The sequence below is a fragment of the Colwellia sp. E2M01 genome (genome assembly GCF_018860585.1).
Lineage (GTDB): Bacteria > Pseudomonadota > Gammaproteobacteria > Enterobacterales > Alteromonadaceae > Colwellia.
Window position 1 is genome coordinate 1 of sequence record NZ_JAHKPR010000023.1, and the last position, 24,390, is coordinate 24,390.

General features: G+C 34.2%; 21 protein-coding genes. 18 read left to right on the forward strand and 3 right to left on the reverse strand.

From position 1 onward, the window contains the following. Window positions 1-317 precede the first annotated feature (317 nt). Window positions 318-938 (forward strand): hypothetical protein, encoded by a 621-nt coding sequence (locus tag KO502_RS04870; RefSeq protein WP_216021495.1) that lies wholly within the window; start codon window positions 318-320, stop codon window positions 936-938. Window positions 939-1,617: 679 nt separating this feature from the next. Here the strand turns inward: KO502_RS04870 and KO502_RS04875 are convergent. The 3 genes from KO502_RS04875 to KO502_RS04885 all read right to left on the reverse strand — a co-directional run bounded on the left by KO502_RS04875 (window position 1,618) and on the right by KO502_RS04885 (window position 5,267). Further along, window positions 1,618-2,922: a CNNM domain-containing protein gene (locus KO502_RS04875; RefSeq protein ID WP_216021448.1), complete on the reverse strand. Its 1,305-nt coding sequence runs from the start codon at window positions 2,920-2,922 to the stop codon at window positions 1,618-1,620. A gap of 163 nt (window positions 2,923-3,085) precedes the next feature. Then, window positions 3,086-3,871, reverse strand: a complete 786-nt coding sequence (ccsA, locus tag KO502_RS04880; protein ID WP_216021449.1) for a cytochrome c biogenesis protein CcsA — start codon at window positions 3,869-3,871, stop codon at window positions 3,086-3,088. Window positions 3,872-4,046: 175 nt separating this feature from the next. Beyond that, window positions 4,047-5,267, reverse strand: coding sequence for an SO_0444 family Cu/Zn efflux transporter (locus KO502_RS04885; protein ID WP_216021450.1), 1,221 nt, complete (start codon window positions 5,265-5,267; stop codon window positions 4,047-4,049). Window positions 5,268-5,540: 273 nt separating this feature from the next. On the opposite strand from KO502_RS04885, the gene ffh reads away from it, so the two are divergent. The 17 genes from ffh (at window position 5,541) to KO502_RS04970 (ending at window position 24,374) form a co-directional block, all read left to right on the forward strand. Then, entirely contained in the window at window positions 5,541-6,920 is a 1,380-nt protein-coding gene (ffh, locus tag KO502_RS04890) for a signal recognition particle protein (RefSeq protein ID WP_216021451.1), read from the forward strand. 261 nt (window positions 6,921-7,181) lie between these two features. Continuing rightward, entirely contained in the window at window positions 7,182-8,816 is a 1,635-nt protein-coding gene (locus KO502_RS04895) for a bifunctional diguanylate cyclase/phosphodiesterase (protein WP_216021452.1), read from the forward strand. A gap of 270 nt (window positions 8,817-9,086) precedes the next feature. Next, complete coding sequence (gene rpsP, locus KO502_RS04900; protein WP_216021453.1) at window positions 9,087-9,332, forward strand: 30S ribosomal protein S16; 246 nt, start codon at window positions 9,087-9,089, stop codon at window positions 9,330-9,332. Window positions 9,333-9,359: 27 nt separating this feature from the next. Beyond that, a complete protein-coding gene (gene rimM / locus KO502_RS04905) occupies window positions 9,360-9,887 on the forward strand; it encodes a ribosome maturation factor RimM (protein ID WP_216021454.1) in 528 nt (175 codons plus the stop codon). Between the two features lie 39 nt (window positions 9,888-9,926). Continuing rightward, complete coding sequence (trmD, locus tag KO502_RS04910) at window positions 9,927-10,727, forward strand: tRNA (guanosine(37)-N1)-methyltransferase TrmD (RefSeq protein ID WP_216021496.1); 801 nt, start codon at window positions 9,927-9,929, stop codon at window positions 10,725-10,727. A 35-nt stretch (window positions 10,728-10,762) separates the two neighbouring features. Further along, a complete protein-coding gene (gene rplS, locus KO502_RS04915; RefSeq protein ID WP_216021455.1) occupies window positions 10,763-11,116 on the forward strand; it encodes a 50S ribosomal protein L19 in 354 nt (117 codons plus the stop codon). A gap of 631 nt (window positions 11,117-11,747) precedes the next feature. Further along, window positions 11,748-13,151, forward strand: a complete 1,404-nt coding sequence (locus KO502_RS04920) for an undecaprenyl-phosphate glucose phosphotransferase (protein ID WP_216021456.1) — start codon at window positions 11,748-11,750, stop codon at window positions 13,149-13,151. Window positions 13,152-13,210: 59 nt separating this feature from the next. Continuing rightward, window positions 13,211-13,975, forward strand: coding sequence for a WecB/TagA/CpsF family glycosyltransferase (locus KO502_RS04925; RefSeq protein ID WP_216021457.1), 765 nt, complete (start codon window positions 13,211-13,213; stop codon window positions 13,973-13,975). Continuing rightward, entirely contained in the window at window positions 13,976-15,052 is a 1,077-nt protein-coding gene (locus KO502_RS04930; RefSeq protein WP_216021458.1) for a glycosyltransferase, read from the forward strand. Window positions 15,053-15,058: 6 nt separating this feature from the next. Then, a complete protein-coding gene (locus KO502_RS04935) occupies window positions 15,059-16,162 on the forward strand; it encodes a glycosyltransferase family 1 protein (RefSeq protein ID WP_216021459.1) in 1,104 nt (367 codons plus the stop codon). A 2-nt stretch (window positions 16,163-16,164) separates the two neighbouring features. Further along, window positions 16,165-17,382 (forward strand): glycosyltransferase, encoded by a 1,218-nt coding sequence (locus KO502_RS04940; RefSeq protein ID WP_216021460.1) that lies wholly within the window; start codon window positions 16,165-16,167, stop codon window positions 17,380-17,382. A gap of 5 nt (window positions 17,383-17,387) precedes the next feature. Further along, the gene (locus KO502_RS04945; protein WP_216021461.1) at window positions 17,388-18,425 is read left to right on the forward strand and encodes an acyltransferase; all 1,038 of its coding nucleotides are present in this window, start codon (window positions 17,388-17,390) and stop codon (window positions 18,423-18,425) included. A 90-nt stretch (window positions 18,426-18,515) separates the two neighbouring features. Then, a complete protein-coding gene (locus KO502_RS04950; protein ID WP_216021462.1) occupies window positions 18,516-19,634 on the forward strand; it encodes a glycosyltransferase family 4 protein in 1,119 nt (372 codons plus the stop codon). Next, window positions 19,624-21,069, forward strand: a complete 1,446-nt coding sequence (locus KO502_RS17305; RefSeq protein WP_216021463.1) for a polysaccharide biosynthesis C-terminal domain-containing protein — start codon at window positions 19,624-19,626, stop codon at window positions 21,067-21,069. Before KO502_RS04950 ends, KO502_RS17305 begins: the two co-directional genes overlap by 11 nt. Next, entirely contained in the window at window positions 21,066-22,322 is a 1,257-nt protein-coding gene (locus KO502_RS04960; protein ID WP_216021464.1) for a VpsF family polysaccharide biosynthesis protein, read from the forward strand. The genes KO502_RS17305 and KO502_RS04960 overlap by 4 nt, the downstream gene beginning before the upstream one ends. 80 nt (window positions 22,323-22,402) lie before the next feature. Beyond that, the gene (locus KO502_RS04965; RefSeq protein WP_216021465.1) at window positions 22,403-23,359 is read left to right on the forward strand and encodes an acyltransferase; all 957 of its coding nucleotides are present in this window, start codon (window positions 22,403-22,405) and stop codon (window positions 23,357-23,359) included. A gap of 40 nt (window positions 23,360-23,399) precedes the next feature. Next, on the forward strand, window positions 23,400-24,374 hold the full coding sequence (locus KO502_RS04970; protein WP_216021466.1) for an acyltransferase: 975 nt from the start codon (window positions 23,400-23,402) through the stop codon (window positions 24,372-24,374). Window positions 24,375-24,390: the final 16 nt, after the last annotated feature.

Sequence of the window (24,390 nt, forward strand, 5' to 3'; positions counted from 1 at the left end):
TTAGGTATATAACTTCAAAGTAATAAATTTTAGTCAAAAAAAAGCGCTCAACTATTAGCTAGAGAGCGCATAACAAACAACATATTAAACATAAAACATTCAGGGAATAACTTTACTATTAAGTAAGAGTGCTGTTTTAGTGTTTAGTTCATTTTATTTTAAATTTTTATTTTATGTTTACTACCTATTACATTTACCTAGGCCTTGGCTATTTGATGTATGTTATCTTGTAGTCGCATAAATAGTCGTGATTAAAGATTGCCATTAAGGAAGGGGTTCTGGCATTATAAAAAACAAATATAATAATCGTCATGTTTATGCTTTCACGTAAAATTCTCTTAATATCATTAGCAAGTGTCTTTTTGCTTGCAAGTTGTGCGACCCCCCCACCTAAAAATCCTGAAAACTTATGTGAAATATTCCGTGAACACCCAAGCTGGTATTTTGATGCGAAAGATGCGCGTGAGCGATGGGGTGTTCCTATTCATGTGCCAATGAGTATGATGTATCAAGAAAGTTCATTTCGTCATAATGCTGCGCCGCCTAGAGATTATTTGTTAGGATTTATTCCTTGGGGGCGAATAAGTACAGCTTATGGTTACTCGCAAGCTAAAACCATGACTTGGCAAGACTATATTAAAGAAACAGGTAACTCTGGTGCTGATCGTGATGATTTTGCGGATGCAATTGATTTTATGGGGTGGTTTATTTATAAAACTCAAAAAGTGAACGGTGTTTCTAAGTGGGATGCTTATAACCAATACTTAAATTACCATGAAGGTTGGGGGGGATTTAAAAATAAGAGTTATAAAAAGAAAGCTTGGTTAGTTAAAGTATCGAGAAAAGTTGATAACCGTGCTCGTCGTTATAGTAGTCAATTAAAAAGCTGTGAAGAAGATTTGAACCATGGTTGGTTGTGGCGATTATTTTTTGCTTAAGGAGCTATGCTTTATTCTGCTCCCTAATATTTTCTATATAGCCTGTTCGATAACTAGTTGTACGATATTAGTTGTAGCATGTGGATTACTTAATTTAGATATTTCAATATTGTTGCAGTAAGTGAGGATTTACATTTTTACTGACTGCAATTTTTCCCCTATTTATATTTTATCACTATAACATCACTGCGGCGTCAATGTCGGATAAATGTGGTGCCAAAGCGCTTCACGTTTAAGCATTTAAACACCTCCTCGAGTTTGGACTTAAATAAGGGTAAAACTTATTACTAAAGCGAAATACAGTGCTTTAGTAATACCATTAAGTTGGTTTGTAAAGCGTAGTATAAGTGACCATTTGGCTAAATGGGTGATGATATTATTTAAGCTAACTAGTTAACTGATTAATAAAAAAACACTCGCATAAAGCCTGCCAATATTTAATTTTTATCGTAAAAAACTGTCCAAGCTAGCTAGAATAATAGCTTCAGAAGTAGCTAGTAAATTTATCAAAATGCGAAGAAAAAAAGTCATTTTTTTGTGAAATAAATGTTGAAATAGCAAAATGCAGTCCCCGATAGGGGTAGCTATTGTTATCCACAGAAATTGTGGAAAATAGATCGAGTTATAGGAAAACCCTAATCTGTGGATAACTTTGTGGTTAACTATACTGTTATGTTAATTACTCTTCTTCGGTGCTTTCGCCAACAAAATGTTCAGGCATAACTCGTACCGATTTAATCATATTGCCAGCTACATCGATGATTTCAACCGGATAACCTGCTATTCGTAAGCTAATGTTACTTTCAGGTATTTCTTCTAAATATTCTAAGATTAAACCGTTAAGTGTTTTCGGTCCGTCTGTTGGTAATTCCCAAGACATCTCTTTATTAATATCTCTAATATTGGCACTACCATCAACTAAGTAACTACCATCAGGTTGCAAGTTGACCTCATCACTTGTAGTTGGTGTCATTGTGGTAGTAAAGTCACCAACAATCTCTTCGAGAATATCCTCTAAGGTCACTAAGCCTTGAATGTCACCGTATTCGTCAACTACTAAGCCTAAACGTTCTTTAGCATGCTGAAACTTTAATAATTGAATATTTAGCGGGGTGCCTTCAGGAATAAAGTAAAGCTCACGTACAGATCTTAATAAGGTTGCTTTAGTAAATTGTTTTTTAGATAAAAGCTTTAAGGCGTCTCGTGCATGAATATAACCAACTACATCATCGATACTGTCACGATACAAAAGTACACGTGTGTGGTTTGCTTGGGTTAGTTGCTTCTGAATTTTTTTCCAATCGTTGTTAACATCAATCCCGACTAATTCACTACGAGGGATCATAATATCTTCAACAGAGACTTTTTCTAAATCTAAAATACTCACCAACATATCTTGATCACGTTGATGTAATAGCGCTCCAGACTCATTTACTACGGTTCTTAACTCTTCACTACTGAGGCTGTGTTGCTCTCGTTGCTCTGAGCTAATACCTAGCATCATTAATATACCATTTGTTATCCAATTAACTGCCATCACAAAAGGCATTAAGATTTTAAGTAACACCGTTAAAATTATAGAACTTGGGAAAGCTATTTTTTCAGGATATAAAGCAGCAAGTGTTTTTGGTGTGACTTCTGCGAAAATTAATACCAATAAAGTAAGTACAATAGTTGAGATTAATAAGGCTAAATCTTTAGATATTCCAACATCAACAGCTAATCTTATAGCGATAATAGTAGCAATAGATGAAGCGGCGATATTAACGAGGTTATTACCAATTAAAATTAGCCCGATAAGACGATCGGGGCGAGCTAGTAGTTTACTTACACGTTTTGCACCTTTGTGTTTTTCTTTTTCGAGGTGACGTAAGCGATATCTGTTTAAAGACATCATGCCTGTTTCAGAGCCTGAGAAATAGGCTGAGATAAGTATTAAGATGCCAAGAATGGTAAAAAGCATCTGGGTGGATATATTGTCCAAGAAGGAGGTTTCCTATATTAATAACCGCTTTTAATATATGTAAGGGCTATAAAAGTAAAAATCAATAAACACTTTTTACCCAAATTTAGGGTTTAATATAAATAGTGTTAATTAGCTAAGGAGTAAGCGAGATAAAGTCACTTATTTTAGATAAGCGACGCCTTTATAAAATAAATTCTTTAACAAAGCGACTACCAAAATAAGCCAGCGTTAGTAAACCACTAGCACTTAGCATAAGCACTAATACACGATGACCACGCCAACCTTTAACAAAATGCCCCCAAAGAATGACACTATAAATAGTTAATGCGAGTAAAGATAATACCGTTTTATGAGCATTTTCTTTTGCTAAAAAGCCTTCTAAAAAGATAAAGCCTATTATTTCACTGATCAATAAAATGACAGTACCAAGGGTTAAAATAATAAAAAGTTGTTTTTCAACTTGCATAAGAGGAGGTAAATGAGCAACAGCCGCTATATTTTTACTCTTAAGTTTTACGTTAATGTATGTAACTTGAAAGGCGAATAAGGTAGCAATAATCAAAATTGAATAAGCCACTAAAGCTAAGCTGATATGGCTGAGTAAAATAAACTTATCACTCACCAGTTGAATAGAATCTATTGGTGGTAGAAAAATAGTGACTAATTGCCACAACCCGGTAAAGCCATATACTACAGGAAGTAATAAATTGACTTTAGATTTAAGCGCAACAAGGGTTACAACAATAGTGATCGTTAAGCTCACTAAAGAAACTACATTAGGTAAATTAAAGTTTAAAGTTTGTTGAGAAAATAATAACGCCGTGTGTATTAAAATAGCCGAAAAAGCTAAACTTAAAACTAACCTATTGTTAGGACCTGTAGGATGAAACAAGCGCGAGACAACGGCTAATGTTGCAAGCATATATAGCAAACAACCTAAACTTGATCCTATAACCAAAAAATCCACTAAAAACCCCTAAACTACCTGAAAAAAACAGTAAAAATTGATTCTATCAGATAAAAAAAATAGCGCCACGTGAATAGCGTAAAGTATTGACTTAAATTAAACATATTCTGGCAAATTTATAGGTCTGCTTCAAAAGAAGTAATGTTTAACCTACCAAACGAAGATATACGAAATATTATTTTATTAGTAAACGTCGCAATGGTTTTATTGATAAAAAGGCAATAAGTCCAGCACACGCTAAACCAAACCATTGTGGTAACACTTCATGGCTATGCTGCATTTGATCGGTAATGTTTATGTCATAAAAATTAAGTACGAAATCTAACAGTAATGCAAAACTAATAGCACTTATTGAAACCCCAAGTAAATAACGGATTAATACCGCGCTACCCATTTCATTGCGAATAACACCTAAAGTTGAGATATTCGTTGCCGGACCTGCCATCATAAAAACTAAAGCGGTCCCAGGCGATAAACCTGCCATAATAAAGCCCGCAGCAATAGGTGTAGACGCCGTTGCACAAATGTACATAGGGATTGATATTACAATCATTAATAACATGGCAGGTAAGCCACTACCGTAACTTAATAAGAACTCTTGTGGTAAAAAGGTACGAATAAGCGAGGCAAAGATAAGACCCACCAATAACCAAATAATAATGTCGTCTATAAGTTTAGTTGATGCGTAATAAACCCCTTGTTTGGTTTTATTAATAAAAGCGTTGTCTTTTTTAGTAACTGCTGTTGTTTCACTAGCGCAACATGAGGTAGTCGTTTTTTGAGGCGCTGAATGTTCATGGTGTGAATGCTCATGGTTTGAATGTGGAGCACTTTCAACGTTATCTACTTTTTTGCTGCTACAACAAGATGATTTTTTACTATCTTCTGTCATAACTTTTTCAACGGATAAATTATCTTCTTTATCTGTTTCTTTACTACCACAACAAGACGTTGCTTTACTGTGAGCGTGAGGAAACTTTACATTTTCTTCTTTTACCGTTGCAACTAATAAACCTGTCATAATAGCCGACATAATTGCCGCAAAAGGTCGATAAATGGCAAATATAGGGCCGAGTAAAGCATAAGATACTGACACCGAGTCAATACCTGTTTCAGGTGTAGAAACTAAAAAGGATGAGGTTGCTGATGCCGAGGCGCCGCTTCGTCTTAACTCTGCAGCGACAGGAATTACACCACAAGAACATAAAGGAAGTGGAGCTCCGATAAGAGCTGCTTTTACAATAGCACCTTTACCACTACCTAAGTGTTTGGTTAACATTTGACTCGGTACCCAAGCTTTCATTAAACCCGCAATGAGTAAGCCTAATAATAACCACGGGCTAGCTTCAGCACTTAACGCTAAAAAATTTATCGCTAAAGTTGTTAACTGTTCCATTTATAATGTACCTGTACGTAAGTTAAAACTGTATTTTTCAGCTTTATTGTTTGTATCATTAATAACATATTCTTTAATCTATATATGGCATTAGCGTCATTAAAATCAACTCTACTATAGCATGGCAATGTTTTTCATCGCACGATTAGTTGGTTAATAATACGACTTTTCTTAATGCTAAATCACAACTGATAGTATCTGCTGTCGCATCTTAGAGATATTTGGGTATAATAGCAGCATTAATTTTTTCAATCTTAGCTGTTAGAGTATTTCATGTTTGACAATCTTTCCGAACGCTTAAGTAAAACGCTTAAAAATATTAGTGGCCGTGGCCGTTTAACCGAAGACAATATTAAAGACACTTTGCGTGAAGTACGCATGGCATTGCTTGAAGCTGATGTTGCTTTACCGGTTATTCGTGAATTTGTAGCCAAAGTTAAAGAGCAAGCTGTTGGTACTGATGTTTCTAAAAGCCTTACTCCAGGTCAAGTTTTTGTAAAAATAGTACAAAAAGAACTTGAATCAGCTATGGGGGAAATCAACGAAGGGCTTGATTTAAGAGCTGCTCCACCTGCTATTGTATTAATGGCGGGTTTACAAGGTGCAGGTAAAACCACCTCAGTTGCCAAGTTAGCCAAGTTTTTAACCGAACGTGAAAAGAAAAAAGTATTAGTAGTAAGTGCTGATGTTTATCGTCCAGCGGCTATTAAACAGCTTGAAACCTTAGCCACTGAAATTAATGTTGGTTTTTTCCCAAGTGATATCAAACAAAAGCCTATTGATATTGCCAATGCAGCAATTGATCACGCTAAGAAAAACCACTTTGATGTATTAATTGTTGATACTGCGGGTCGCTTACATATTGATGAAGATATGATGAGTGAGATTCAGCAACTTCATACAGCGATTAATCCAATAGAAACCTTATTTACTGTCGATGCGATGACAGGTCAAGATGCGGCAAATACTGCAAAAGCTTTTAATGACGCGCTACCATTAACCGGTGTTATTTTAACAAAAACAGATGGTGATGCCCGCGGTGGTGCAGCATTATCAATTCGTCACATTACCGGCAAGCCTATTAAATTTATGGGTGTTGGTGAAAAGATTGAAGCATTAGAGCCTTTCCACCCAGATCGTATTGCCTCACGTATTTTAGGCATGGGTGATGTACTTTCTCTTGTTGAAGAAATCGAGCAAAAAGTAGATAAAGAGCAAGCGGCAAAACTTGCGAAAAAAGTACAAAGTGGTAAAGGCTTTAGTTTAGAGGACTTTCGTGACCAACTAGTACAAATGAAAAACATGGGCGGCATGATGGGCATGATGGATAAATTACCGGGTATGGGTAATATGTCTGACAAAATTAAAGATGGCATGGATGATAAAATTACTACGCAAATGGAAGCCATTATTAATTCGATGACGCCAGGTGAACGTGAACGTCCTGACATTATCAAAGGTTCCCGCAAACGCCGTATTGCTATGGGCTCTGGCACGCAAATTCAAGACGTTAATAAACTGCTTAAACAATTTACCCAAATGCAAAAAATGATGAAGAAAATGTCAGCGAAAGGCGGTATGAAGAAAATGATGCGCGGCATGCAGGGCATGATGCCACCAGGAATGGGCGGCGGCGGTATGTTCGGTCGTTAAGCCAACCGCAATATAACAAAGCAAGTAATAGTAATGTGTGTTTTGTAAAAGTTAAGGCTGCGTATGCAGCCTTTTTTATACTCTCTATTTATACTAATAAAACTTAACTTAAAACAATAATAATTAATTTAGTCTTATTATTTTAACCTAATTTTCACAACTTTCTTTGAGCCTAGCTATACTTAAAACTTAACGGTAAATAATCGCAATTTTTGTCGTTAAGTATTTGATGTGAGAAGTTCACAGTGAGGACAATGAATAATGGCTACACATAAAGATCATACATCGCCTATTCGTACAGGCATGGCACAAACTAAAGAGGACAGTGTTTTTAAACGTTATGCAATAGTTTTGGAAAGCATTATTTTTTTAGTTGTTATAACAAGTTTGCTTTACGCGACACGTTTTATCGATACAGAAAGTATAATCACAGGACTACTTAATACTGAAGACTATGGACAACTAGCTAAACTTACAGCTTTTATTTGTATTACAATGCTCGGTACTATTGCATTGTTATTTCGCTTTAATTTCACCTTAAGTAAACAGTTAAAAAAACAAAATATAGCCTCAGGTGAAATCAGAGAGCTTGCTTTTTATGATCAATTAACCAACTTGCCTAACCAAGCGTTATGTCATGACCGCCTCGACCACGCCATCGCTCAAGCTTCAAGAAATAAAACTTCAGTTGGTGTACTTTATGTAACTATCGATGACTTTAAAGCGGTAAACACTCAACAAGGACATGATGCTGGCGATAAATTACTGCAAGAAGTGGCTAAACGTTTAACAAGAGAGCTACGTCCAGGTGACACCTTAGCTAGGATCAATGGAGTAGAATTCATTATTATTCTAGAGTCATTATCTCCGCAAGAAAATGTACATAATATTGTTAAAAACATACTAAATAAGCTAGTTAAGTTTTATAGCATTGAAATGCAAGAAATATACATCACTAGCAATATTGGTGTTGCAACCTACCCTTACGATGGTGAGCATGGTAAAGAATTAATTAAGAATGCAGATAAAGCGGTACGTTTTGCACAAGAGCAAGGCAAAAACAGTATTGCTTTTTTCTCTGCAGAAATACAAGAGCAAGTAAATACTAAGAAAAAGATAGCTGAGCAATTAAGTAATGCGTTAACAAAAAATGAGTTAGAACTACATTACCAACCCATTGTTAGCACGGAAACGCATAAAATAATTGGTGCTGAAGCGTTATTACGTTGGAATAATAAAGTACTTGGCGAAATGGCACCTGATGTATTTATTCCTATTGCAGAAGATATTGGTCTTATTAATGAAATAGGTGACTGGGTGCTTACTAAAGCTTGCCAACAAAATAAAGCATGGCAAGATCAAGGGCTAGCAAAAATCGTTATGTCTATTAACCTGTCGGTAATGCAATTAGGTTTACATGATTACGCTGAAACCGTAGCAACTTCGCTTGATGCCACACACCTTGAATCGCAATACTTAGAATTAGAAATAACAGAAGATATAATAATGAAAGATGTTAAGCAGTCTATGTTGCAATTACGATTATTAGGCGCATTAGATGTAACCGTTGCTCTTGATGATTTTGGCACAGGTTATTCTTCTATGAAATATTTACCTAAACTCGGGTTAAGTAAGTTAAAAATAGATCGTCGATTTACTAAAGGTTTAACTAACAATGAACTTGATGTTAAAGCGGTTCTTGCAATTACAGCGTTAGCTCAACAACTCGATTTAAAGGTTACTGCTGAAGGTGTTGAAACCGCTGAGCAATGTAAGTTTATTGAACGCTGTAATATTGATGCGATGCAGGGATATTACTTCAGTAAAGCCGTTACTGCTGAAGATTTCACTGAGTTACTCGCAACGCCTTCATGGCATGAATCTAAAACAGCCTAGTTAATTAGTTTATAATCTATTTTACTTGTTATTTACTGAGCGATTTCTGAGGCGAGATCGCTATCAACCCCGCCTTAAATAAGCTATAGGTCAACAAGGTTAATTGATAAGAGAATATTTTAACCTTACCAGGCGTATATATCAGCTTACTGTAAATAAATAAAGCTTGTAAAAATCTATCAGAAGCGTAGAATACGCGAGCTTTTCTGTCACTAGATGACGGGAAATGTCTGGAAAATCCGTTTAACACTTAACATAATAGAGGACGATATGGTTACCATTCGTTTAGCTCGTGGCGGCGCTAAAAAGCGTCCATTCTATCAGGTTGTTGTTGCAGATAGCCGTAACTCTCGCGATGGTCGTTTCATCGAGAAAGTTGGTTTCTTCAACCCAACAGCACAAGGTCAAGCAGAAAAATTACGCTTAGATCTAGACCGTATTACCCACTGGGTAAGTCAAGGTGCTGGTGTATCTGATCGTGTGGCTAAGTTAATTAAAGACGCATCTGCGGCTTAATAGCTTAGTAGGTAGTAGGAGAATTTCGTGAGTAAAGAAGATCAAATCATCTTAGGTAAAGTAGGCGCTGTTTACGGTATCAAAGGTTGGTTAAAAATTCATTCATTCACTGATGAGCCTGAGGCCATACTTGACTATTTCCCTTGGTCATTAAAATTAGGGAATAACACACAAACAGTTGAAATAACTGATTGGCGCAAGCATAACAAAGTTCTTATTGTGAAAGTGGCTGGTATTGATGACCGTGATGATGCGCAAGTATTTGTCGGCTCAGAAATATTAACCAATGCCGCATCGTTGCCACAATTGTCGCAAGATGATTTTTACTGGCGCGACTTAATAGGAATGTCTGTAGTGACTAACAAAGGTTACGACCTAGGTGTGGTTGCTGACATGATGGAAACTGGCGCTAATGATGTACTGGTTGTGAAAGCTAACTTGAATGACGGCTTTGGTAAAAAAGAACGATTAATTCCGTATCTTTTTGAACAAGTTGTTGAGTCCGTTAGCATTGAAAATAAACAAATTTGTGTTGACTGGGATCCAGGTTTTTAACTTGTGACTAGCATTGCCTCTGATAAAGAGACGAACAAAATGTGGATTGGGGTAATTAGCCTTTTTCCCGAAATGTTCAATGCTATCACGGAGTACGGGGTAACAGGTCGAGCGATTCGTAATGGGTTAATTGAGTTTCAGTCATGGAACCCAAGAGACTTTACCCATGATAAACATCGCACCGTTGATGATCGTCCTTATGGCGGTGGTCCGGGCATGTTAATGATGGTGCAACCATTACGTGATGCAATACATGCAGCCAAAAGTGCTGCGCGTAAAGCCGCGCTAGATGCTGGTGATGTTGATAGTAATATCAAGGTCATATACTTGTCTCCGCAAGGAAGAAAGCTTGATCAACAAGGCGTAAGTGAATTAGCACAACATAGCCGACTGATATTTATAGCAGGACGTTATGAAGGCATAGACGAGCGATTACTCGCGTCAGATATTGACGAAGAATGGTCGGTTGGCGATTACATTTTAAGTGGTGGTGAACTCCCTGCAATGAATGTAATAGATGCGGTAGCACGGTTAGTGCCAGGCGTATTAGGACACACAGAATCAGCAGAGCAGGACTCCTTCTCTAACGGTTTATTAGACTGTCCTCATTACACTCGGCCAGAAGTCATGACAACACCTTCGGGTGAAGAAATGGCAGTACCAAAAGTGTTACTTAGTGGTAATCATGAACATATACGCTTATGGCGACAAGAGCAATCTTTGCTTAGAACGTGGACTAGAAGACCTGAACTATTAAATAACCTAGCTCTGACAGCTGAGCAGGAAAAAGCGCTTGCGACTATAATTGCCTCAAATAAGAAGCAAAAGCAAGTTAAATAAACCACTTAGACTGTGAACACTAGGAAGAAGGTATTATGAGTAAAATTATTGAAATGCTCGAACAAGAGCAATTAAAAACTGATCTACCAGCATACGCTCCGGGCGACACTGTTGTAGTTCAAGTAAAAGTTACTGAAGGTGATAAATCACGTCTTCAAGCGTTTGAAGGTGTAGTTATCGCTGTTAAAAACCGCGGCTTACATTCAGCTTTCACGGTTCGTAAAATTTCGAACGGTGTAGGCGTTGAACGTGTATTCCAGACACATAGCCCAATTGTTGACTCAATTGAAGTGAAACGTCGTGGTGATGTTCGTCAATCTAAACTTTACTACTTGCGCGAGCTATCTGGCCGTAAAGCACGTATTAAAGAGAAATTATCTAAGAAATAAAAATATTTCTTATAGATTCTTCTATAAAGAACGATTGAGAAAAAGCCTGAATAAGCAATTATTCAGGCTTTTTTGTTTTTTTAAACCAACTAAAACTATTCTTTTCTTTTACACCTACCATAACTACAGCGTTATTTAATACCAAGTCCGTTAAATTACTGATCACCTGTACTGGTTAAAATACCTAAATCCTACGTTCCTTTCAATCGTAATAACAAGTTAAAATAAGTCACTTATAGCCTATTTATCATACTACTGTTGATAAAAAATCAACCATAATTGAATGTTTACAAATTGATTTTACAATCTATTAGAGTAATATCTCTAATTGAAGAGAGCAAAAAATCTAATTATATCTAAAAATAATACGTTAAAAAATAACTGGGGCATGAGCTAATTCGTTGAATATATTGATTTTATATTTTACTAACCTAGGTCATGTAACCAATAGTCCAAATATCTAAAGAAAGATAAGATTCTTATTTGTACAGCGTGACCTTTAATAAAAATATCATGCGGTATCGATCATGAATTTAAGGAGTTATGAGCTAGTTAATTGGTAATTTAAACATTGGGATGTGGTTATCTAAATTTCTTAACTGTATTAATATTAATAAGGATATATCTATTTATGCTAAGTAGTAATGGCTTTATAAAGAATAACATTAATAAATTTGCAACATTTTACCGATTAGTCGACGTTGCTATTATTCAACTATCGTTATTTATTGCGATTACTTTATGTCATAGCCACTTCAGTAAAGACTTATTTTTACTATCTCTTATTGCCATTATTGGCTTCTCTGTTTTTGCTGAAATGTTCGCTTTATATCGTTCATGGCGAGATGGTTTTTTCAAAGAAATAATATTTAACGCAACACTCTCTTGGACTGTAGCATTTAGTTTAATCCTTGTTTATGTTTTTTTTAGTCAGGCAACTGTCGAATACCCTCGCATGGTTATCGCTCTTTGGTATGTTATTACTGGTGCATTATTATTCACTTGGCGCTTAAGTTTCGGATTGTTTTTGAGGAATATTCGCCGAAAAGGTATCAATATTCGTTCTGTTGCCATAATTGGCATCACAAAAGAAGGGGAACGACTCGCTAAACAAATATTAGAGCACCCTGAAACAGGATTTAGATTACAAGCCGTATTTGATGATAGAGACGAGTCTCGTTTACCTGAAGGTTTTCATGGTAATTTTCAAGGTACACTAAATGAAGGCGTTGAACGTGCTAAACGGAATGAATTTGATGTCATCTATATTGCCGTACCGTTAACGGCTGAAGATCGTATCACGGAAATTCTACATTTGCTTGGAGATACCACAGTAAATGTACAACTTGTACCTAATTTGTTTATGTTTAGTATGATGAGCGCTTCCATGGCGCAAGTTGGCGATATACAAACGATCAGTGTTTATTGTAATCCTATGAGAGGAACTTATGCATTGATAAAGCGAATTGAAGATATCGTGCTATCTAGTATTATCCTCACGATCATTGCCATACCATTAATGATTATAGCTATTGCGGTTAAAACCACATCTAAAGGTCCTATTATCTTCAAGCAAGACAGGTATGGGCTTAACGGGAAACGGATTAAAGTATGGAAGTTTAGATCAATGACCGTAACAGAAAATACCGATGTTGTTACCCAAGCGACTAAAAATGACGTCCGTATTACTCCCTTAGGTGCGTTTTTACGCCGTACCTCACTTGATGAATTACCACAATTTATAAATGTCTTACAGGGCGGTATGTCTGTTGTTGGTCCAAGACCTCATGCTGTAGCGCACAATGAGCAGTATAGAAAGGCGGTTGACTACTATATGCTTCGACACAAAATTAAACCAGGTATTACCGGCTGGGCTCAAATTAATGGTTGGCGAGGTGAGACGGACACCATAGATAAAATGGAAATGAGGATAAAGTATGACCTTGATTATATTCGTCGTTGGTCGCTTTGGTTTGATGTGAAAATTGTTTTTTATACCATTTTTAGATCATTTACAGATAAAAATGCTTATTAAATGTATGAATTAAGTGAATGATTAGCAATAGGTAGGCTTTATAAACTTGGAAGCATAAAATGCAAAAAAAGACATTTTTCGGATTGAATTTTACTTCTCTAACGACAAATGAAATTGTCGAACAAGTAGTAAGTACTCAAAGTATAGATGACAGTAAGTTTAAGTTATTAGTAACGACGAATGTCGATCATCTAGTTACTATGCAAAAAAATAATCAATTTAAAAAATTGTGTGAAGATGCATGGATAGTCACGGCCGATGGTTTTCCTGTTTTTAAGTTTCTTCGTTTCATGAATCAAGATGTAAAAGGGCGTATTACAGGGGCTGATTTGTTTCCTAAGATCATGAACAAACTAGATCAAGAAAAACACAGTCCATATTTCATTGTAGCGCAGAAAAATACTGCTTATTTTCTTAAACGTTGGTTAATAGATAATAATTTTAAGGGTGCTAATGAAAGAGTTATTGTTCCTGATTTTGGCTTTGAAAAAGATCAACAGTTTACAGAAGAAATATTAACTAACATTGCTCAAAACAACGTGACTCATTTGTTTTTTGGTGTCGGAGCTCCTAAGTCTGAATTATGGATGGATACTAATAGAGATAAACTTCAAGGGGTTAAAGGTTTTGGCTTTGGTGCGGGTATTGATTTCTTTGCAGGAGAGATGAAAAGAGCACCACTATGGATGCAAAAGTTTGGGCTTGAATGGTTGTTTAGATTACTTAGTGAGCCTCGTAGATTAGCTAAACGATACCTCATTAGTTCGTGGTCTTTTTTGTTTCTTGCAATAGCGGAATACAAGCAACATAAGGACACCCAATAAATGGAATTTTGTAAAGGTTCAGAGAATACTAAAGTACTTATTGATTGCACCCATTTAGGGAGAAATACCACAGGTATAGAAAGGATTACCGAAGAGTTATTTTCAAGTAAAGCGCTAAATTCGCAAGATATATATCACCTGCAATCATCAAATACATTGCATTTAATTATACAACAATGGTTTGGACTTGTTTTTAAAGGGCTATTTAGTCCTAAAGTAAAGGTGGTGACACCGGGTTTTCCTCCTTCTATATTGGCATCATTAATCCTTAAAAAAAGGTTAATTCCATATATTCATGACTTATTTTTACTAACAAGGCAAGAAGAGTTAAACCAAAGAGCTAAATATTACATGCGACCCTCTTTGGCATATGCAGTTAAGCATCTAGGTTTTTTTATTGTTAACTCAAAAAAAACAGAAAAAGAACTACGTAATTTTTGTAAAGCGGATGCCGAAATTATTTTGTATCGTCCAGTGGTTAAAAATGTATTTAACTTACAAGCCGATGAAAATAAATACCAAGACATAACTTTAAAAAAATTAAAAATTGTTATGTTAGGAACGGTTGAACCAAGAAAAAACTATCTAGGTGCTCTTAAACTGTTTAAAGCATTACAAGATAAATTAGGATCTCAAATTGAACTACATATTGTTGGTAGAGTAGGGTGGGGAGATGATGCTCAAGCACTTAAGTCTGCTGAGGGGGTAACTTGTCATGGCTATCTTTCTGCTGCAGATATTAAAGAATTAGTTGAGTCATCAACCTTTTATTTATCATCATCTCATGATGAAGGTCTTGGCTTACCTTTACTTGAATTACAGTACAGTGGTATAGCTATTGTTGCGTCAAATATCTTAGTGTTTCAAGAAGTATTAGGCAAATCAGGTTTATTAATTGATGTAAATAATATACCTAGATCAGTAGACGCTATAACCGCATTTTTTTCAGATGAAAACAACTTGAAGTCTCAAGTACAACGTTCAGTAACCAATGTCGAAAAATGGAATGAAATAGCTGAATGTGATCGTTTAAACGTTATCTCATCTTTATTTAATACAAATGATAATAAAGAGTAATTTTGAATGAAAAAAAATATATTAATTAATCATTTATTAGAGCCTGGAAATAAAATCTCGGGTATATCTAATTATTTATTTTATGTATTAAATAGTTTATTAGATCTTGATGAGTTTAATTATATATTAGTCACATGTTGGGAAGAAGAAAACCTCCCTAAAATGTTGAGAAATAAAGGTTTAAAGATAATTACCTTACCTTATATTGAGTCAATGCCAAAAAACATTATTAAACAATTAATCATTATTCCTAAATTGATAAAAGAACATCAAATTTCACTAGAATTTAACCCTGATCCTGTTGGTTGCTTTTTAGGTAAAACACCTTTAGTAGCCGTTACACATGATCTTTATTTTGATGTATCACCTGCAAGTTATAAGTTTCATCATAGATTATGGTGGAAAATTTTTTACCCTCGCATGTTAAAGCGAGCTAAAAAGTTTATATGTGTATCAAATAATACTCAAAACGACTTAATTAAATTTTATCCGTGGGTAAAAAATAAGCTTGCTGTTGTACAAGAAGCTGCTTGCCTTAGTGGTACATATCAAGAACAAGAACGTAAAAAAACAGGTTTATTTGTTGCTAATGTTTCTCCTAATAAAGGAGCAAGAGTCTTAATTGAAGCGATGGGTATTTTACAGGCGAAAGGTAAAGACTATCCTGTTGAACATATTGGCCGAGACTCAGTTGGCTATTTTGAACAATTCGCACAAGAACTAAATGTTGCAGTAACGCCTATTAAATTAGGGTACCTCTCAGAAAGTGATCTTGCAACAAAGTACTCTCAAGCACGATTCTTAGCTTTTCCATCACTTTATGAAGGTTTTGGTTTACCAGTATTAGAAGCTCAAAAATTTGCTTTGCCAGTTATCGCGTCCAATATACCTGTTTTGCAAGAAGTAGGTGGGGAAGGGGCGGTATATATTGAACTAGAAGATGCCAATGCACTTGCCAACTACATGGAAAAACTAATAGAAGATGATGATTATTTCTCTAAAATATCTTCTCTGGCTATAACCAACGAAGCTAAATTTACTTGGCATAAAGCAGCAATAGAAACACAACAGATCTTTAATGATATATTGCAAAATGAGAGACAAGCGTAATCATGAGTAATTTTAATGATAATTCACAGAAGATACATAGAATCATTTCGTTACACCCATTTGATCCTCGAGGTTGTAAAGTAGGTGGCATCGAAACTCATGTACGCCACACCATTAAATTTATTCCAGATAATCTTGATTTAGTCATTGTTGGTGTTGATGAAAGTAATGAACTTGAATTAGGTAAGGTGATCGAACTTCAAAATGAACTGGGTAAAACTTATAAGTTTTTACCTATTTTAAATACCACTAAAGTTCATATAAATAAAGCGGCTAAAAGCCCATTAAAATCATTAACGTTTAATTTCTTTTTTGCATTGTTTAAATTTGGCTCAACTATTAAAAGTTTGAGTAAAGAAATGAAAAGTACAATAGAAATACAGCGTTATGAATTTTCATGGTTCTGTCGTTTTTATAACTTATGTCATGTTTTGTTAACACATGGTGATGCAGATCCTAATCAAAAGCTTGACTCTCTATTAAGTAAAATGTGGTTTGTTCACCGCTTTAATGAAGCACGGGCTTTGAAGGCAGCAGACTGTATTATTTCAGTTAGTTCAGAGCAAGCAAAACGGTTGCAGCAAGACTTTCCTCAAAGAAAAGAAGACATTCATTACATGACAGTAAGTGTTGATGATAGTTTATTTAAAGCAACGCCTTATTTAATTGAAGACGGCATTTTAAAAATAGCCTTTGCTGGCCGGCTAGATGAATTTAAACGGCCCCAAATGATGTTCATAATTATCAAAAAATTGTCAGAACAGCTTAATGGTAAAGTTGAGTTTCATTATATTGGTGTATCCGAGCCTAATCGCTTTGCAGAATACCAAGCAGTGAAAGAACATGTTATTTGTCATGGGTTTCAGCGCTCACCAAATATAGCAAAATTATGGCAAAATTTTCACATGGGTATTGTTACTTCTGTATTTGAAGGCTGGCCAGTATACGTAATGGAAGCTATTTGTAGTGGGCGTCCAGTAAGCTCGCTTAGACTTGAGCAAATGGCCAGCACTTTTGCTTCCGGTGAATGTGGACTCATGCTTGATATTAATAATGATCAAGCAGTAACTGTTGATTTAATGGTTGAAGGCATATTGTCAACATGGAAAAAAATACAAACAGCACAAATTAATCCTGTCAATGTGAACCAAGTAATTAATAGTTTTAAAGCCAGTAATCAAATCAATAAATTGTTTTTATTACACCAAAATATAAGTTAAATATTATGTACCTTCATTCACTTAATAACTTACGAGCTTTATCTATAATTTTAATAGTTTTTAACCATACATTCTGGGTTTCTAATTGGCACCCTGAATCTGTTTATTCTGGTTTGTATAAATTTCTATTAATGGGGGGGACATTTTATTTTCTATTTATTAGTGGTTTTTTATTTAATCACTTATCGGTTGAGAACTTTTCATATAGTAAATTTATTAAACAGAAAATAAGAACAGTAATTAGTCCGTATATATTTTTATCCATTTTTCCAATTATTGTCGCTGTTACAGTATATCCAGTGTATCCGGAATATTTTTTTACAATAAAGGGGCAGGGAATATGGCTTGAATATATTAAGCCTGCAATATTGTACTTTTTATCTGGTAGGGTGCTGACAGGTTACTGGTATATCCCTTTTATAGCACTAGTGTTTATTTTGAGCCCATTATTTGTAAAGTATTCTAAGTTCACACTTAAAAATCAATTATTGTTATTAGGTTGTTTAATAATCATATCTGGGTTTACGCACAGAGCTACCGATAACATGAACCCTTTTCAAGCGGTGGTATACCTTATACCTATGTTTATGTTTGGTATGCTATGTTCGGCTTATAATACGGAAATAAAAAAAATTTCAATGGGTTATGTAACCCTTTTAATCTTAGGCTCAACAATTTTATCCGTATATCAACTTGTAGTGTTAAATATTCCCGGTAATTTATCAAAAGAAATGTTTACTTACGCTGGGTTCGATCTTCGGTTGATTGAAAAGGGTATGCAAATTTTAGGTGTTTATTTGCTATTTGAAAGGTTCTGTTCAAAAGATATTAAGTTTATATCATTAATAGCTTCATCTAGTTTTGCTATCTATTTTCTTCACTCCATTGTGATCTTTGTAATTAAACGTGTAGTGCCTGCAAACTGGGAAGGTTTCTTATATTGGCATTTACTTACTATATGTGTTGTTGGTATTTGTATTCTTATTGCTTGGATTCTAAAAAAAATATTAGGCCATAAAAGTCGTTATATTATTGGTTGGTAAACTTAACTGATAAGGAAAAATGAAGGATTAATGTCACATGTGTTCTTTCTAGTATCATTAAATTTTTGAGAAAATAAAAAAGGATTGTAAATGAAATTGCTAGTTTTAAGTGTTGGTTTTTCAGGGGTAGAAAAACAAGTAATTAACCACTTAACAAAGTTAGGAGTTAACTTGAAGGTTATCGAAATGAAAAAGTTTCGTTCAGTGTGGCTTTATTCTATTTTATCTACTTTTCGCTTTTCCTTTTCTTTAAAAAGTTGGATTAAAAGGGCTGAGGCAAAATATAACGACTATCATGCATCCCCAGCTGCATTTACGATGAAAAGTCGTTGGATGAGTAATAAAGCTAAAAAAGAATTAACTAATTATAATAGCATTTTACAAATTTCAGGAACATTTTCTTTAGCAACATTAAAGAAGTCTGAAAAGTTTAATTATTACATTTTGACTGATTACACAAAGTCATTACGTAAGACAGAAAAGCTTACTGAAATGAAACGAAAATGGTTAGCCTTAGAGGAAAAATTATACCATTCTGCTGATGGCATATTCGTACCTAGCCAATATATTAAAGATTCATTAATTAATGATTACGCAGTACATAAAAGTAAATCACATGTTATTGGTTATGGTTCAAAATTCCCTGTTCAAAGCAACCTAACTACAAGAAAAAATATCTTATTCGTTGGTAATGATTTTGAGCGAAAAGGTGGAAAAAATATTTTAAATGTATTTATAAAGCTGAAGCAAAGAATCAAAGATCTTGAACTTACTATTGTTGGACCTAGATTTAATCCATGTCCAGGTGTTGATGGCGTGAATTATCAAGGGCAGGTTTCATGTGATAACGCGCTTTCTACAATATATTCTAAATCGATATTATTTGTTTTACATCCAGAGTCAGAGCCATTCGGTCTTGTTTTTTTAGAGGCTATGTCACATGGCCTTCCGTGTATAGGTACGGAACTTGACGCCATGCCTGAAATAATATCTTCAAGTGGTGCAGGTAGGGTTGTTCCTGTTCATGATGAAAAGGCATTGGAAAATGCTATATATGAAATTATTTGTGATGACTCTATAAGGGAGAAATACTCATTAGCAGGTAAAAAAGCAGTAGAAAATTTTTATAACTGGACTACTGTCGTGAGTAAAGTAAAAGCTACTATTTTTGACGTCAATGTCCTTAATGGTGAACATAGTGTTAATTAAAAGAACATTTCAATTTTTACCAGGCCAGCTATTTGCGCCTTTAGCACAATTTATATCCATAATTATTTGGACGCATATTGCTAGTGCTGAAACTATAGGTATGGTTACTTTAATTAGTACTCAACAGGAGTTAATTAGAACAGTTTTTATTGGGTGGTGGTCACATTATTTATTAAGGTTTATTACGGATAAAACTAAAAGTACAGATGGGTTACTCTCTACTAATAGAGCTATTTTATTAATTTCTTCATTATTTCAATTGATTGTAGTTTGTGCGTTTTTAACCATCTTTTTTAGTCAGCAGCTGAACCTAGCACTTATCGTTATTACAATTATTTTCGTTATATTTAGAAATATTAATCTACATAATTTATCAATAACATCAGTTAAAGGAAAGGTGTTCCAGTACAATTTACTCGCTTTATCCGGTCCCGTTTTAGGTTTGTTGATAGGCATATTTTTCTTATTAAATTTTGGTGATAATGTTATTTGGCCTCTTGCAGGTTATGCGATTGGGGAAGTTGTCGGCTTTTTAATATATACCGCTTTGAATGGCATTAAAAAAGATATGTTTAATGTTAATTGGCAGATTTTATCCGATGCAAAGCGTTATAGTTTACCTATTTTAATCGCTGGTTTTTTTGGCTGGTTATCTATTAATGCTGTTCGATTTATTATCGAGATTAAGTTAGGAATAGATGCTACAGGTGAATTTTCCGTAGGTTTTGGTTTAGGGCAAAGGGCTGCTAGTTTAGCGTCTATGTTGGTCACTGCTGCTTCACTTCCATTAGCTATTAGCGTTATGCAAGAAAAAGGATATTTACCAGCCATGAAGCAGTTAGCAGATAATTTTGTATTGTTAATTACTGTAATGTTTCCTGCTCTTGTTGGTATGTACGCTGTTAGTGATTTGTTAGTCGAATTACTTATTGCAAAGGAATTTTGGGAGGTAACAATGGATGTTCTTCCGTGGGCAATATTAAGCGGGGGGATTTTTGCTATTTTATATAACTATATAAATCATTATTTTATTATTGCAGATAAAACAGGCTTTTTAATTTATATAGATTCAATAACCGCCGTTGTTATATGTATTATTGCTTTCCCATTAATTGATATTTTTGGTCTCAAAGGGGGAGTAATAGCTATGTGTTTAGCGAGTGCTTCAGTCGCTATATCAATGCTTATTTATTTATTGAAATGCACAGAATTTATTTTTCCAGTAAAGCCTTTTTTAAAAATAAGCTTTTCAGTATTAATAATGTATATCTTGACTGTATATACTCAAAGCTTTTTTGCTAACACAATATATAAATTAACCACCTCAATTGTTGTGGGTATATTTGTATATATTGTATGTTCAGCTTTTATTTATCGAAAACAGATTGTCAGCTATATGAGTAAATCATTTGAAATTAAAAGGAAAGAGGTATGAACACTTTACCTAAAATACCTTTCCTTTTTATTTTATTATCAATGCTATCTGTATTTGTATTATCAGGTGATGTTTTAATTCTGTTTGGCTATAACTTTTTAGCTGAGGGGGGGAGTTTTCTATTTAAAATACATCCTTCATTTTATTTATTATTCTTAGCTTATATTTCTATTTTCCTGTATAAAAGTGGGTCGGGCTTTTTATATAAGATTTTATTTGAAAAACAAAACCTTAAGTTACTTATTGCGTGCTTGTTTTGTTTTTTCTATCAAGTATTGATTCTTAAGCAACCTATGGCCCCCTTTATTGTTACTTGGTTATTTCCTGTTCTTATTCTTTGTTTATACAAAAAATTTCATCCTTCCCAAATAAAATTTACTTATCAAGTAGTGATATTGATTATTTCATTTAATGCATTGATGGGAATTTTAGAGTATGCGCAAGGTGGTACTTTTATTTCTAAAAATTACTTTTCTATGGAGTCTGAGGAATTATTAGATATTTCAGAGTGGGGGTTTCAACGAGCTAATGCGCTTTATGGACACCCATTAATTGCTACATTAATCTCTGCTATAGTTGTTGCGGGGTTTTATGCTAAATCACTTGTCACCACCTTAACGAGAAATGAATCAATTTGTTTTTTTCTATCGTTATTATCATTACCTGCCTTTGGTGGTCGAACCTCTATCGCTGTAAGTTTATTAATACTAACTGTGATAGCAAGTATAAAATTTTATAGGGTACTTAAAGGCGTACATATTCCTCAAAAGAAGATGATTCTTATTGTTTCTTTGATTTTAACAATGCCCGTTATTTTATTACTCATGTTTGATTTAGGCTTGTTTGATTCTGTGTTGGACCGATTAGCAGATGATAATGGAAGCGCAGAAACTCGATTAACGGCTTTTTATATTCTATTTGATACTTCGGTCGTAGAGTTATTATTTGGAGATGTTTACCACCAGCTTTTTTATCGTCAGTTACTTTATGGCACAAAGTATGGTATCGAGATTTTTTGGTTAGCTATTATCTTACAATATGGAGTTTTTGTGTCTATAGCGCTAGTTTATATCTTGGTAGTCATTCATAAGTATATTTATAAACATATAGGGCATTTTACCTTATGGCCTAGTTTAGCTTTTTTGTTAGCACTTTCATCAGGCACCGGACTTGCGAGTAAAAGTTTGATGTTGTCACAGTTTATTATAATTTCTTTATTTTTATTTAATCAACATGTTACCGATAAAAGTTGAGATCGATCAGACTGAAAAGCAGTCATGAGGCTATATCGTAATTTTATTAAGTCATAGATTTAATAACCGTGAGGCAAGCTATGAATAGAAATATATCACTTGATTTATTAAAGCTTAGTATGGCTTTGATGGTTGTAGGGATCCATACAGGTTTTTATAGCGAATTTAGTCCATTGCTCAGTTACTTATTTATTGAAGGACTATTTAGAATTGCCGTACCCGTTTTTTTTATTATAAATGGTTTTTATTTTTACTCAGCTTTAGAGAGAGGAGCGCAGAGAACTTGGTTAAAAAGAGTGGTTGTGCTGTATATTATATGGATGTTTTTTTATTCTGTTTTTTGGTTTTTTATACCTGAGTTGACCGCTGTTGACTTGTTAAAGCTGCTTTACCGGTTCTTGGTTGGTTATTTTCATTTATGGTATATATCTGGTTTGATCGGTGCTGCTATTGTTTTGTTAATGTTGAAAGAATTAACAACGAAATTCTTATTGGTTACTATTGGTATTACATTTTTTATCGGTGTATTAATACAATATATTGGTAATTATCACCTATTAGAAGGAACACTTTTAGATAAGGTTTTTAATAAGCATGAAGCGCATAGAAACTTTATCTTTTTTGCATATCCTTTTTTTTGCATTGGCTTCTTATTTAATAAACATTCTGTCTACAAACAGGTACCTCTTCCTATTACTTATTTAATTACAGTATTAGGGGGAATGTTATTGTTGACCGAGTCTTACGTTAATTATATTCAACCTTTGCGTGAAGGTGCTTTTGATAATTACTTTAGCTTAATATTTATTTGCCCCGCGCTTTTCTTATTATGCCTAAAAAAGCAAGTGAATGGCTCGAGTAAAAACATCGCTTTGTATGCATCTGCTATTTATTTTATTCACGTTTTTATTTTAAGTGTTTTACATAAAATTTTTAATATAGAAGCGACATCATTAACCGTTTTAACCATTGTGTTTTCAATAATAACTTCATTTTTTATTGTGCACTTAAACAAGCGCTTTAAATTTATCTTGTAGCTTTAACCCTATAGAGGTTCACTCTATTCAAGGAATGTTCATGAACACTGAGAGAAGTTTTTCAGTAGACACCCTAAGAGGACTCGCCTGTATATTACTGGTTGCTTATCACGTGGTTGGCAGTAATTATACTAATGGTTTACGTATTTCTGATGGTGTGTATCGTGAACTAAATGATTTATTTGCTTTGGTCAGAATGCCGCTGTTTACTTTTTTATCGGGGTATATTTATGCCACCAGACCTTATCAATTAAATTTAGGTAAATATGTTAAGGGTAAAGTTAATCGATTAATAATACCTATGTTAACTGTGGGTACTGTCTTTGCTGTTATCCAACATTTAGTACCTGCAAGTAATCAAGGTATTGAACATTGGTATTTATTACACATATTACCTGTAGCTCACTTTTGGTTTATTGAAGCAATCTTCTTTATCTTTATATTAATGATTCCATTAGAAAAATATAAACTATTATCACGAGGTAAAAGCTTCTCTATTATTTTTGTTCTAAGTAGTTTGCTATATGTAGCGAATATTCAAATACATTATTTTGCTATCTCTGGGGTTATATACTTATTACCTTTTTTCTTGGTGGGTTTGGCGGTACAGCGGTTTGACTTATTACGCCTAATTAATAAAGAAATAAAATGGGGTATGTCGATAATTATTTGTGTACTGATGATTCTGTTATATAACGATAAAATCCCGGCCGAATTTAATCGTGGTTTATTATCATTATTTATTGGCTGTGTTAGTTGTTACCTTCTACTTGCTTATCAATGTAAGTCTACTTTTTTAGCTAAAATTGGCGTGTTTTCTTACTCAATATATTTATATCATGTGTTTTTTACTGCGGGAAGTCGCATTGTTTTTTCAAAATTCGGAATGTTGGATGTAAATATTCTGTTTATATTGTCATTAGTTTTAGGGATTTTAGGACCCATTATTGTTGAATTTATTTTCAGTAAAAATAAATATACGAGTTTTGCTCTACTTGGAAAAAATAAACATTAATTTGATTGGTGTGTAT